12 protein-coding genes are annotated in these 12,574 nt (G+C 68.4%); 5 read left to right on the top strand and 7 right to left on the bottom strand.

The window, feature by feature from the left end:
• Positions 1-287 precede the first annotated feature (287 nt).
• Positions 288-1,028, bottom strand: a complete 741-nt coding sequence (locus F784_RS0113085) for a ribonuclease HI (RefSeq protein ID WP_019587176.1) — start codon at positions 1,026-1,028, stop codon at positions 288-290.
• A 27-nt stretch (positions 1,029-1,055) separates the two neighbouring features.
• Entirely contained in the window at positions 1,056-1,268 is a 213-nt protein-coding gene (locus F784_RS0113080; RefSeq protein ID WP_019587175.1) for a helix-turn-helix domain-containing protein, read from the bottom strand.
• 47 nt (positions 1,269-1,315) lie between these two features.
• On the opposite strand from F784_RS0113080, the gene pyrE reads away from it, so the two are divergent.
• The gene (gene pyrE / locus F784_RS0113075; protein WP_019587174.1) at positions 1,316-1,876 is read left to right on the top strand and encodes an orotate phosphoribosyltransferase; all 561 of its coding nucleotides are present in this window, start codon (positions 1,316-1,318) and stop codon (positions 1,874-1,876) included.
• Between the two features lie 2 nt (positions 1,877-1,878).
• Here the strand turns inward: pyrE and F784_RS27160 are convergent, their stop codons facing one another.
• The 3 genes from F784_RS27160 to F784_RS0113060 form a co-directional block, all read right to left on the bottom strand.
• Complete coding sequence (locus tag F784_RS27160; RefSeq protein WP_019587173.1) at positions 1,879-2,172, bottom strand: DUF2268 domain-containing putative Zn-dependent protease; 294 nt, start codon at positions 2,170-2,172, stop codon at positions 1,879-1,881.
• A 438-nt stretch (positions 2,173-2,610) separates the two neighbouring features.
• Entirely contained in the window at positions 2,611-3,936 is a 1,326-nt protein-coding gene (gene odhB / locus F784_RS0113065) for a 2-oxoglutarate dehydrogenase complex dihydrolipoyllysine-residue succinyltransferase (protein ID WP_019587172.1), read from the bottom strand.
• 114 nt (positions 3,937-4,050) lie between these two features.
• The gene (locus F784_RS0113060; protein WP_019587171.1) at positions 4,051-6,894 is read right to left on the bottom strand and encodes a 2-oxoglutarate dehydrogenase E1 component; all 2,844 of its coding nucleotides are present in this window, start codon (positions 6,892-6,894) and stop codon (positions 4,051-4,053) included.
• A 322-nt stretch (positions 6,895-7,216) separates the two neighbouring features.
• Here F784_RS0113060 and F784_RS24630 point away from each other — a divergent pair, with 322 nt between their 5' ends.
• From F784_RS24630 to pdxY, 3 genes are all read left to right on the top strand, one after another.
• Positions 7,217-8,407: a BON domain-containing protein gene (locus F784_RS24630; protein WP_083939223.1), complete on the top strand. Its 1,191-nt coding sequence runs from the start codon at positions 7,217-7,219 to the stop codon at positions 8,405-8,407.
• A 102-nt stretch (positions 8,408-8,509) separates the two neighbouring features.
• Positions 8,510-8,755: a hypothetical protein gene (locus F784_RS0113050; RefSeq protein ID WP_019587169.1), complete on the top strand. Its 246-nt coding sequence runs from the start codon at positions 8,510-8,512 to the stop codon at positions 8,753-8,755.
• 51 nt (positions 8,756-8,806) lie between these two features.
• Positions 8,807-9,703 carry a pyridoxal kinase PdxY gene (gene pdxY / locus F784_RS0113045; protein ID WP_019587168.1) on the top strand — a complete coding sequence of 299 codons (897 nt, stop codon included), beginning with the start codon at positions 8,807-8,809 and terminating at the stop codon, positions 9,701-9,703.
• Between the two features lie 397 nt (positions 9,704-10,100).
• On the opposite strand, the gene F784_RS0113040 is transcribed toward pdxY, so the two are convergent.
• Both F784_RS0113040 and F784_RS0113035 read right to left on the bottom strand, forming a co-directional pair.
• Entirely contained in the window at positions 10,101-10,940 is an 840-nt protein-coding gene (locus F784_RS0113040) for a hypothetical protein (protein WP_019587167.1), read from the bottom strand.
• A 412-nt stretch (positions 10,941-11,352) separates the two neighbouring features.
• Positions 11,353-11,751 (bottom strand): (deoxy)nucleoside triphosphate pyrophosphohydrolase, encoded by a 399-nt coding sequence (locus F784_RS0113035; RefSeq protein WP_040383177.1) that lies wholly within the window; start codon positions 11,749-11,751, stop codon positions 11,353-11,355.
• A gap of 76 nt (positions 11,752-11,827) precedes the next feature.
• On the opposite strand from F784_RS0113035, the gene F784_RS0113030 reads away from it, so the two are divergent.
• A complete protein-coding gene (locus tag F784_RS0113030) occupies positions 11,828-12,568 on the top strand; it encodes an enoyl-CoA hydratase-related protein (protein ID WP_019587165.1) in 741 nt (246 codons plus the stop codon).
• Positions 12,569-12,574: the final 6 nt, after the last annotated feature.

Raw genomic sequence — 12,574 nt, 5'->3', positions numbered from 1 at the left:
GTGGCCGTTCTCCTCGACGCGCAAGGTTTGATCTTGCTGTATTCCAAGTCGCGGGCCCACCGTTTTGCTGCGCGAGCAAGGCGGGGTGAAGGCCGTGCGAGAGCGACCTAGTGGCGGGAACTGGCCGTCCACAGGAGACGGTTTTGAGAAGCAAGAGCTTTTGTGCTTTCGGCTCCTCCCCCCTTGCGGGGGAGGCTAGGTGGGGGGTGGCAGGCGCTCGCCTGCCCTACAGAAGCCGGAACTGCTAGTTCCGAAGGAGAGGCGTTTGCAATCCTCAGCTCGCCCGTTCACCCCGCGGGCTGGAATTGCACCTGCACGCCCATCCCGTCGGCCGTCTGCCTTGCCTCCTGAAGCTGGGCGAGGGCGGCGGGGCGCAGGGCTCTTTCGGGCCGCTGCCACAGCGCCTGCGCCACCTTGCTGGCCCGGCGCACCAGCAGCACCTCTCCCGGGCGCGCGAGGGTGACGGCGGCCAGCAGGGCCTGTGCGCTCGGCGGCACGGCCGAGAGGGGGTCGAGGTTCACGAGGGCCGTGACGCGCTCGCCGTACCGGCGCAGGCTCACCCGGGCCTCGGGCACGGCGGGCCGCTGCTCGATCAGCACGTCCGCGTGTGGCCCATGTAGTGCGGGGGTGGTGAGTCCCCGCCGCGCGTCGTTGGCGAGGTCGTGGGCGACGAGCATGTGGCGCCGGGTGCGCGGCGTGTACTCCACCCGCAGGGTCACCTTCCGGGCCTCCACCTCGTCCTGCACTTCGCGGGCGGCCTCGGCGAGCAGGTGGGGTCCCCGGCCGCGGCCCACCGACGCGATGACCGCCTCGTTGTCGGTGTAGACGGTAAGGGGCTCACCTTCGGGAGCGTGGCGCACGGCCTCCAGGACGGCCCGCAGCTCGGCCGCGTTGTTGTCGGGCGCGTTCATCTGGCCCTGGAAGCGGGCGGGCAACTCGCCCGGAACGAGCAGCACCAGCCCCCACCCGCCGACCCCGTGCCCGTCGGGTTGCTCGTGCCAACTGGCGTCCACGTAAGCCTGGTTCATGCGGCCTCCCACGAGGCCCGGGCCGCGTTACAGCGACAGGTCAAGTCGCCGTTCCAGTACCCGCCGGGCCAGGGCGTGCAGGCTGCGCGGGTCGTACTCGCCGCGCTCGACCGCCTCCAGCACATGTGGCTCAAGACTCGCCGCCCGCGCGAGTTCCGTGAGGGGAATTCCCAGGAGCAGGCGGCGGGAGCGGAGGGCGTGGGCGTGCGGAAAGGTCGGGGCATGGGCGGGCGAATCCATGCACCATCATGCACCTGTCGGCCGCCCTGGAATGCGATACTCGCCGCATGGACGTTCTGGCGCTGTACCGGGAGGCGGGCGCGTACCACGAGGGCCATTTTCTGCTCGCGTCGGGCCGCCACTCGCCCAAGTTCCTCCAATCCACCACCGTGCTGCAATACCCCCACCTGACGGAGAGGATCGGGCAGGCCCTTGCCGGAAAGTTGCGTGAGGCGGGCATTCAGTCCCAAACCCTCGTCGGCCCCGCGATGGGCGGTGTAATCCTCGCCTACGAGGTCGCCCGGCACTTCGGAAGTCGCGCCATCTTCGCAGAGAAGGACGGGAAGGGCGGCATGAAGGTCCGTGAGGCGTTCACGGTCACGCCCGGTGAAACCTTCGTCGCCGTGGAGGATGTGCTGACGACCGGGGGCAGCGTCTTGAAAGCCGTCCGCGCTGTGGAGGCCCTCGGCGGCCGTTGCGTTGCCATCGCCTGCATCGTGGACCGCCGGGGGGAGGAGGGACCGCTGGAAGGGCATCCCCTCGTCAGCCTCACCCGCCTGACCTTCGACACCTACGCACCGGACGAGGTGCCGGAGTGGCTGGCGGAGCGGCCTTTGCAGGAGATTTGATCTCAGAGCCGCCATGCGCCCCGAATCGGGTCTGCGGGAGCATCGGCGTGGGTGACAGCATCGCCACCTTTAAAGACCAGAAAACGCCGCACGAGTTCGTACCCGAGCGCGTGCCCGGCCCAGCATGGCAGCCCGGCCAGCGGCGAACCGAAAAACCAGGCGGCGTGGCTGTGGCTGGGCTCATCCGGTTCGGCCTGCGCCCATTGCCAGAGCGCGTTCAGGTCGTCGGGAATCCGGGCGTAAGGCAGCGGCTCGCCGCGTTCCTCCACCTCGAAGTGCTGGGCCAGGCCCTCCAAGACCAGTGCCTCCAGCAGCGTCTTTCCGTAATCCGGCCCCGCCAGCGCCGCGCGTGGTGGAGTTCGTGGGCCAGGGTAGCGGGCACCTCATGGTGCCAAGCAGACAGGAAATTCGGATTGTCGGGCGTCAATGTGACAACCCAGTGGGGCAGGGGTGCGTCCCCCAGGACTCCCGTTTCCGGCAGTGTCCAGGGAGTGACGTACATCGCCACGTCCACGCCGTCCAACTCCAACTGCGCCGCGTGCCGCGCCAGAGCGGTCTTCGCCACCTGCCTCACCTCGGCTTCCAGACCAGGGGAGAGCAGCCTCCCCCGCGTTCATCAGGTGCAGCACATTCGCCATGCCTCACGCTACCCGGGGGCCACCCTTCCCACATGGGCCAAAAAGCGAGGCGGCCAGCCTCCTTCCCGGAAAAGCTGACCGCCGACCGCTGAAAGCTCAGATTTCCAGCAGCATCCGCGCCGGGTCTTCCAGAATGTTCTTGATCGTCACCAGGAACTGCACAGCTTCCTTCCCGTCAATGATGCGGTGGTCGTAGCTCAGAGCGACGTACATCATGGGGCGAATGACGACCTGGCCGTTCTCGGCGACGGGGCGCTCGATGATGTTGTGCATGCCCAGGATGGCGCTCTGGGGCGCGTTGATAATGGGGGTGCTCATCATGGAGCCGAAGGTGCCGCCGTTGGTGATGGAGAAGGTGCCGCCGCTCATGTCCTCCAGCGTCAGCTTCCCGCCGCGCGCCTTGGTGGCGAACTCGGCGATCTGCTTCTCGATGGCGGCGAGGCTGAGCTGATCGGTGTCGCGCAGGATGGGCACGACCAGGCCGCGATCCGAGGCCACCGCGATGCCAATGTCGTAGTAGCCGTGGTAGATGATGTCCTTGCCGTCCACGCTGGCATTCACGACCGGGAACTGCTTGAGGGCCTCGGTCGCCGCGCGCACAAAGAGGCTCATGAAGCCCAGCTTGACCCCGTGCTTGGCGACGAACTGGTCCTGGTACTTCTTCCGCAGGTCCATCGCCGGTTTCATGTTCACCTCGTTGAAGGTGGTCAGGATCGCGGCGGTGTTCTGCACCTCCTTCAACCGCTCGGCAATGCGCTGGCGAATGCGCGTCATGGGCACGCGCTGCTCGGGCCGGGCACCTTGAGGGGCCTGGACGGGGGCAGTGGGTGCCGGAGCAGAGGGAGTGCGGGCCTGGGTCTGGGGGGTGGCCGTCTCCGCCTCCCGCATGCTGGGGGGCTCGGCCGCGTCCTGGGGTCCCTGGTATGTCAGGCCGCCCTGGGCCGCCACCACCGCGTCCTCCTTGGTGATGTTGCCCTTGGGGCCGGTCGCGGGAATCCGCGCGGGGTCGAGGTTGTTCTCGGCGACGATCTTGCGGACGGCAGGGGAGAGGTCGTCGCGGCGCGTCGCCTCGTTGCCCGCGTCCTGGGTGCCGTAGCCGTTCGGATGGACGGCGGTCCCGCCAGCGCTTGCCGTGTTCGCCACCGGGCCGCTCGCCTGGTCGGGGGTGGGGGCAGCGGGGGCCGCGCCCGCCTCGCCGATGGTCCCCAGGACTTCCTCGCTGAGGACGGTGTCGCCCTCGTTCTTGGCGACGCTCTGAAGCACGCCGTCCTGCTGGGCGGTGACTTCCAGCACGACCTTGTCGGTCTCGATCTCCGCGATGACCTCGCCGCGCTTCACGGGCTCGCCGGGCTGCTTGTGCCAGGTCAGGAGCGTGCCCTCGCTCACCGACTCGGAAAATACGGGAACCTTGATATCCGCCATAACGCCTCCCTTTATACCCCCCCCGGGGAGTGACTGACGTGGTGACGGGGAGAGAGTGACCTGACCAGAAAAATTCCCCCTGGCCCAGTCGCCAGGGGGAGAGGCAGCTCAGCCTCAGCTCTGCGCCGTGGCCTGCGCGATAGCCTTGACCTGCACCTCGGCGTCCTTGCGTGTGACCGGCTCACCCAGCGCGTCGGCGATCACCCGCGCCTGCTCCTGGGTGTGAACGCTGGCGTACCCGGCGGCGGTGCTCGCGGCGCGCGGGCGGCTGGCGTGGGTCAGGGTCTGCCCCTCGGCCAGCACCTTCTCCAGGTCCTCCCAGATCATCAGCCACGCGCCCTGGTTCTCGGGCTCCTCCTGCGCCCAGACGACCTCGGCGCCGGGGTGCTTAGCGAGTTCAGCCTTCAAGGCGTCTGCCGGGAAGGGGTAGAGCTGCTCCAGGCGGATCAGGGCCGTGCCCGCGTATCCTTCCTCGTTGGCGCCCCGTGCCTCGAACAGCTCCCAGTACAGCTTGCCGGAGCTGATGACGACCCGGCGGGCCTTCTGGACCGTGTCGTCGCCGATGACCTCGTGGAAACGACCCCCCGCGAGTTCGGCAAGCGGGCTCATGGCGAGCTTGTTGCGGAGCAGGCTCTTGGGCGTCATCACAATGAGCGGCTTGCGGTAGGGCCGCAGCACCTGGCGGCGCAGCAGGTGGAAGATCTGCGCGGCGCTCGACGGCACGACGACCTGCATGTTCTTCTGGGCGCACAGTTGCAGGTACCGCTCCAGCCGGGCGCTGGAGTGCTCCGGGCCCGCGCCCTCGTACCCGTGGGGCAGGAGCATCGTGAGCCCCGAGAGGCGCTGCCACTTGCTCTCGCCCGCGCTTAGGAACTGGTCGATCACCGCCTGCGCCCCGTTGGCGAAGTCCCCGAACTGCGCCTCCCACGCGACGAGCGCCTTGGGCTCGGAGGTCGAGTAGCCGTACTCGAAGGCGAGCACCGCCTCCTCCGAGAGCGTGGAGTCCACGATCTCCACCCGGCCCTGGTCCGGCGTGAGATGCGCGAGGCTGACGTACTCCTCGTTCATAGGGTCCTGCGCGCTCTGGTCATGCAGGACGGCGTGGCGGTGGACGAAGGTGCCGCGGCCCGAATCCTGGCCGTCCAGCCGCACGCTGTAGCCCTCGACGAGCAGTGTGGCGTAGGCCAGCATCTCGCCCATGCCCCAGTCGAGGAGTTGCTCGCCGCGGGCCATTGCCTTTCTCGCCTCCATCACGCGCGCCACGCCGCGGTGCAGCGCGAAGCCCTGCGGCACCTCGGCCAGCTTCAGGCCCAGCTCGGTGAGCCTCTCCTGCGGCACGGCGGTCGGCGTGTCCTCCGTCCAGTGGGTGTTCACGTACCCCTTCCAGTCGGCGGCGAGCTTGCTCTGCTCCGAGTTCTCGATCTCCTCGACGACCGCGTCCCCGGCGTCGAGCTGGTCGCGGTAACGCTCGACGAGCGCGTCGCCCTCGCTGGGTTTCAGCACGCCCGCCCCCTCCAGGGCCTGCGCGTACAGGGCGCGGGTGCCGGGGTGCGCCTTGATCTCCCGGTACATGATGGGCTGGGTCATGGTGGGGTCGTCCGCCTCGTTGTGGCCGTGGCGGCGGAAGGAGATCAGATCGATGAACACGTCCTTGCCGAAGGTCTGGCGGTACTCCAGGGCGAGGTCCCCGGCGTAGGCCACCGCCTCCGGATCGTCCCCGTTCACGTGCAGCACGGGTGCGTTGGCGATCTTGGCCACGTCGGTGGAGTAGCGGCTGGAGCGGGTGTCGCGCGGGTCGCTCACCGTGAAGCCGATCTGGTTGTTAATGACGATGCGGACGGCCCCGCCCGTCGTGAAGCCGCGCAGGCGCGAGAGGTTCAGCGTCTCCATAACCACGCCCTGCCCGCTCACGGCCGCGTCGCCGTGGATGGTGACCGGCAGCACCTGCTTGCGCTCCGCATCGCCCCGGCGATCCTGACGGGCGCGCACGCTGCCGTGGACCACGGGCGACACGATCTCCAGGTGACTGGGGTTGAAGGCGAGCGCGAGGTGCATCGGCCCGCCGGGCGTCCGCACGTCGCTCGAATACCCCATGTGGTATTTCACGTCACCCGCGATGTCGGGGTTGTCGCTGATCTTCTTCTTGCCCTCGAACTCCGCGAAGAGGTCACTGGGCTTCTTGCCGAAGATGTTCACTAGGACGTTCAGGCGGCCACGGTGCGCCATCCCGATGACGGTTTCCTTCACGCCGAACCGCCCGGCCTGCTGGATGATGCGGTCGAGCAGGGGAATGAAGCTCTCGCTCCCCTCCAGCGAGAAACGCTTCTGGCCCACGTACTTCACATGCAGGTAGCGCTCCAGGCCCTCGGCGGCGTTGAGCTTCGTCATCAGGCGGCGGCGCTCCTCCGGACTGTACTGGCCGCGCCCGCGCGTGGGCTCAATGCGGTCCTGGAACCACTTGCGCTCGGGGGCGGGCAGGTAGTTGAACTCGAAGCCGATGGCCCCGCAGTACGTCTCCTGGAGCCCGGCGATCACGTCACGCAGAGGGCCGCGGAAGGACCCCTCCTGCACGTACTCGCTCAGGTCCGCCTGCGACAGGCCGTAATACTCGGGCGTGAGTTCGGGCACGACCGGCAGGCCGCGCATCTTGAGGGGATTCATCTTCGCGCTGATGTGGCCGTAGACGCGGTAGGCGGTGACCAGGGCGCCCGCCGCCTGCTGGGCGCCGCTGACGCCCTGCGGCACGGGGAGGATCGCCTGTCCCCGGCGCTGGGTGCCCAGCTCGTAGAAGGCCTGCTGCACCGCCGAGTGCGCGGTCTCCTTGGCGCCCCCACGCAATTCGTCGAAATACGCGCGCCACTCGGCGTCCACACTCTGCGGGTCGGCCAGGTACGCCTCGTACAGCCCCTCGATAAAGGCCGCGTTCCCGCCGGACATGATGGTCTGCGACTGCGTCATAACGCCCCAGCATACCCCCACCGCTCGCGCCCAACTGCGGCCCTTTTCGCGGGACGTGTCCCCATGCGGGTCACAGCGGTGTGCCGCACCTCCGCGAAACTTCCGTTTCCTCACGGTGATTCCCGGGCCGCCACAACTCTGCGAGCGAAGCTGCCGCCATCCATCACGCAAGCTTCATGAGGGGTCGGCGCCCCAGCCCTTGAACGGGTTGTCATCCCCGCAAGGTGTCTAGACGGGTATTACAGGGGGGCAGCATGTGGGGAAACCGTGGACGCCCGGAAGCTCCGGGCGGGCGGTTTTCCGCCATTATATGGAGGAGTCTATGACCCGTTACCGTGATCACCGCTACGACGACCGCGACATGTCCCAGGGTGACCGCCGGGGCGACATGTTCCGGGGCCGCGAGGACGACCGTTTCGGCGATGACCGCTCACGTTACGGAGATGACCGCTCGGGCATAGGGCAGGGCTACGGCGGCTCCGGTATGGATCAGGGCCGTATCAGCCAGGGCCGCGGCGGTATGGGCTCGGTGGGGTACGGCCAGGGCGGACAGGGCCAGATGTCCGGCCAGTACGGGCAGTCCGGCCAGGGTCAGGGTATGTCGGGCAGCCAGGACTACCGTTACGCCGACCAGAGCTACGGGAGCATGGGTGGAATGGGCGGCGGGCAGCATCAGGGCGGCCAGGGCCAGTACCAGGGTGGCCCGTACCAGGGCCAGGGCAGCCAGTATCAGGGGCAGGGCGGTCAGTATCAGGGCGGCTTGTACCAGGGGGGGCAGTCTCAGGGCGGCCAGTCCGGCAGCACGATGGTGTTCGGTGCCGGAACGGGCGGCATGAGCAGCTCGGGTCAGTCGGGGTACGGGCAGGGTCAGGGCTACGGCCAGGGCCAGATGTCCGGCCAGTCGGGAATGGGCGGCCACCGCGGCAAGGGCCCCAGGGGCTACCAGCGCAGCGACGACCGCATCCGCGAGATGGTAAACGACGCGCTGGAGGACGACGACCACATTGACGCCAGCGAGATCGACGTGCAGGTGCAGGGCGGGGAGGTCACCCTGACCGGCACCGTCACCGACCGCCAGCAGAAGCGCCGGGCCGAGGACGTGATCGAGAACCTGCGCGGCGTGCGCGACGTGCATAACCAGCTTCGCGTCCAGGGCCAGGGTGGCATGGGCATGATGGGTCAGTCGGGCATGGGGCAGTCGGGGATGAGCGGCTCTGGCGTGGGTCAGGGCGGGCTGGGCCAATCCATGAGCGGTGGGTCGGGCAGCTTGGGCCAGTCGGGCCTGGGCAGCTCCGGGATGGGCCAATCCACGATGGGCAGCTTGGGCAGTCTGGGCCAGTCGGGGATGAGCGGGTCCTCCGGTACAGGGCTCACCAGCGAGACCGAGTCGAGCAACCAGTCGGGCATGGAGCGGCTGAGCGGCGGCAGTTCCACCGACAGCAGCACGAGCGACAACTCGACGGGCACCTTCGGCAACATGACGACGGGTGGGGACAACAACAATCAGCGCTGAGGCCTGCGCCTGATCCTGCCCCCAATGGGACGCCGAACACGGGGGATTCATTCCCAGGTTCGGCGTCCCTCCAATCCCAAGCATCCTGACAGGAGGAGAACCATGACCTCAGACGATTCCCGGCGCGACACCCCACAGACGAACGAGGTTGACCAGGGCGGCCTGCCCGAGGACGCGGGCAACCAGATGTCTGACCGTTCCGAGTACACGGGCGAGTCCGAGAGCGGCATGACCGACACGCCCCTCACGACGAGTGACGACACGCAGGGCATCGGCATGGCAGGAACGGACGCCGTCACCGACACGGGCACGACCTTCGGCACGGGCGGGGACGACAAGGGGATGTGAGCGGCACGGCCCCAGGCTGACCGGAGTGGGGCAGGAGGCTATCCTCGGCGCATGACTGCCCCAGTTCCTGCCCTGCCGCCCAACATCCTGAGCATCCAGTCGTGGGTGAGTTACGGGCACGTGGGGAACGCCGCCGCCGTGTTCCCGCTGCAACGCCTGGGTTTCGAGGTCTGGCCCATCCACACTGTTCAGTTCTCCAACCACACCGGCTACGGCGCCTGGACGGGCACAGTCTTCCCGCCCGAACTCGTGGCCGACCTGCTGAACGGCATCGAGGCGCGCGGGGTGCTGGCTCAGTGCAATGCCGTCCTGAGCGGCTACATGGGCTCGGAGGGCACCGTGAGCGCCGTGGTCGAGGCCGTGCGCCGGGTGCGGGCCGCCCACCCCGCCGCTCTGTACTGCTGTGATCCGGTCATGGGTGATGTGGGGCGCGGCGTGTTCGTGCGCCCCGAGCTGCCCGAACTGATTCGCACCCAGGCGGTCCCCGAGGCGGACATCGTGACGCCCAACCAATTCGAGCTGGAGCTGCTGACACGCCGGGGCGTAAAGACGTTGCCGGGGGCCCTGGAGGCCGCCCGTCTCCTGCGTGAACGCCTGCGCGAGGGCGGCCCCCGCATCGTGGTCGTGACCAGCCTGGTGCGGGAGGACGCGCCGGAGGGGGTGATCGAGACGCTGGCCGTGACCGGGGAGGGCGCCTGGCTGTGCCGCACGCCGCTGATCCCCCTCGACCCCCCGCGCAACGGCACGGGGGACGCCATCGCCGCCCTGTTCCTGGGGCAGTACCTGAAGACGGGGGACGCCGGGCAGGCCCTCAGTCTCAGCATGAGCGCCCTATACGCCCTGCTGGACCTGACCCACCGCATGGGCACCCGCGAGATTCAGCTTGTCGCCGCACAGGACGAGTACGCCCGGCCGAGTCAGGTGTTCGATGCGGAACGGGTGGGGTGAGGCGGGGGACGGCTGAGGCTCTGTCGAGGTCTCTTGGAGGCTTAAAGGCCCACAGGGCTGAGCAATAGACCTTTGGGTGCCCAGGTGTGGAGAAGGTCGAAGGCAGAAGGCGAGGGCCAGGCTTGTATCTCCACTCGGTACATCCCCTGAAGGCTGCCCAAATGGGTCGAGGTCGTCCATTGGGCGCCCCCTCACCCCTGGCTGCGCCAGGGGTGAGGGGCACAAGAGGGTTGGACTCGGTTGCGGTAAAAGCCTGGGCGAAGGCACGCGTGGTTGGCCTATTGCTTTCTGCCTCGGGCGGCTTTCGCAGGAGGTCCTCTCTATAAAAGAGGGCGGGCAACCTCCACGCGGCTCGCCCTCCTCGCCCTGATGCGGGGGAATTCAGAGACTCAGGCGCTTACTTTCCGCCGCCGATGCTGATGCCGATGCCGCCGCCCACGCCGATGCTGATGCCGCCGCTGGACGACCCACCCGAGGTGCTGCCGGAGGTGCTGGCGTCCACCTGGCCGCTGGCCGAGGCGGAGCCGCCCACCGAGGTGTTGCCGTTGCTGTTCGCGCCGCCGGTCGTGACCTTGCCGTCCTGCTTCAGGGTGGTCAGGACACTCACCAGCGCGACGCTGCGGCCCTGATCGCGCACCTTGACGTCGCCGAGCCCGAGCGTGCCGCTGGCGTCCGCCATCAACCGGGTGGCGAGGTCGTAACTTAACCGCTGGCCGTTCCCCAGGGTCACCACGGCGCCCGTGACCTTACGCAGGTCGCCGCTCGCACGCAGGGTGCCGTTCGCCATGAAGGTGCCGACCACGCTCCCGCCAGCGCTGACCAGAGTGACCGTCTTGCCGCTCACGGCCTGCATGTTCTGCTGCATGGCCTGGAGATCGGCCCGGATGGCCTGGCCCAGCAAGGCCGTGCCGTTGCCGCTCCGCACGACGAGGGTGTCGAGCGAGACCCTGGCCTGGGTACCGATGTTTCCGGCGAGGGAGTAGGTCTTGCTCGTGCCCCCCTCGAACGTGACGCGGATCTGGGTGGCGGTCTGCAGGGCGCCGCTTGCCATCGCCTGGCCGTTGTTCATGAACGTGCCGACGGTGCGGCCCTGCGCGTCGAGCAGGACGGCGCCGCGCACCTCGACCCGCGTGCTGCTCGAAATGGAGGTGTTGCCCCCCATGCTCCCCGAGGTGGCCTGGGCCGCGCCGAGCAGAAGAGTACTGATGACAAGAACAGACTTGAAGGCATGTCGCATAATGTTCTCCTTTGCTGATATGTGTTGTCGCTGATATGGATTGAAGAGGCCGACTTATTTCTGATCGTGCTCGCCCTACAGGAATACCGGCACGTCATGACCGGACGATTCCTCTTCAAAATCGTCCAGACGCTCCTGAAGATGGGCGACGATTGGAGGCCGCCTATAACGTCCTCACGCCAGGTAATATGCGACTTCGAACTGACTGGATCGAGCAGGTTAGCTCAAAACCCCGAAAAAGTATGGCGGGGTGGATTGACAGTAAATCTTCGCCTGTGGTAGTGGGTCGTCAACAAGGGTCTGTCACTTCCCATTGGCGGCAACTACGGCCGAAGGGGAAGGAGCCCTGACAGATCAAAGTTGACGACCCAGTAGCAGTCCCCGGATTTCCGACTGAGGACGCGCGGGGAAGTCAGGGCGCGGTGCTCAGGGCCTGCGCGATGGGCACATTGCTGGGGAGCAGCCGCAGGCGGGTCAGGTCGGCGGGCGCCACCCACGCTAGGGCGCGGTGCTCCAGCGGGCGAGGCTCCTCCGACCGCAGGCGCACCCGCAGCGCCACGAGCAGAAAGGCCCCGACCGGGGTGGTCAACTCGCTCCGGTAGACCTCCGCGCCCGCCTCCACCTCGGCGCCCAGTTCCTCGCGCCACTCGCGGGCCAGGGCTTCCCCGGGCGTCTCGCCCTCCTCCACCTTGCCCCCGGGAAATTCCCAGAGTCCCGCCGCCCAGGCCGGGGAGGACCGGGCGCCCACCAGCACCTGCCGCACCCCGTCCGGCCCCTCGCGCTCCAGAATGCCCGCCACCACGATTCGCATGGGGGCAGTCTGGCGCATGGACGGGGCAGGCCGCGCGTGAGCCCTCCCACCTTTTTGGACCCGGTACACTCCTGTCATGACCTACGAGAGTGTGCGCCTCGCCCGGGAGGGGGAGGTGGCGACCCTGACCCTCGCCCACCCCAAGGGGGCATTTGGACCGACGACCTGGCGCGAGGTGCCCCTGGCCCTACGCGAGCTGGAGGAGGCCCGCGTGCTGATCGTGCGCGGCGAGCGGCACTTCAGTGTGGGGCTGGACGTGGCGGCGACCGCGCCCATGATCGCCCCGGCTCTGGGTAACGCCGCCCGTTTCAGGGCTGTGGTGGACGAGATGCACGCGGCCATAGAGGGCCTCGCCGCCCTGCCGATCCCCGTGGTTGCCGCCATTGACGGCTGGTGCATCGGTGCGGGGCTGGAACTCGCCGCCGCCTGCGACCTGCGGCTGTGCAGCTCCGGAGCCCGCTTCAGCCTGCCGGAGGTGCGGCTGGGCATCACCGCTGACCTGGGTGGCCTCCAGCGCCTGCCGGGCCTGATTGGGCGGGGCCGGGCCGCGCACCTCGCCCTGACGGGCGAGCCCATTGAAGCCGCGACCGCCGAACGCTGGGGCCTGGTGACGGAGGTGCTGCCCGACGCGGACGCCCTCTACGCCCGCGCCGGGGCCCTCGCCGCCCATCTCGCCGCCCTGCCATCTAAAGCCCTGGAGGGCACCAAACGCACCCTGCAAGACGGCCTTCCACATGCTGAAAGTCTCGCTGCCGCCGTGGAGTGGAATGCGCGGCACATGACGGCGGAGGGGCTGGCGGGCGCCCTGAAGAAGTAAGGCCCC

It is taken from the genome of Deinococcus apachensis DSM 19763, assembly GCF_000381345.1.
Lineage (GTDB): Bacteria > Deinococcota > Deinococci > Deinococcales > Deinococcaceae > Deinococcus > Deinococcus apachensis.
The sequence above is the reverse complement of the archived record's forward strand: the minus strand, read 5'-3'. Positions and strand labels throughout refer to the sequence as shown.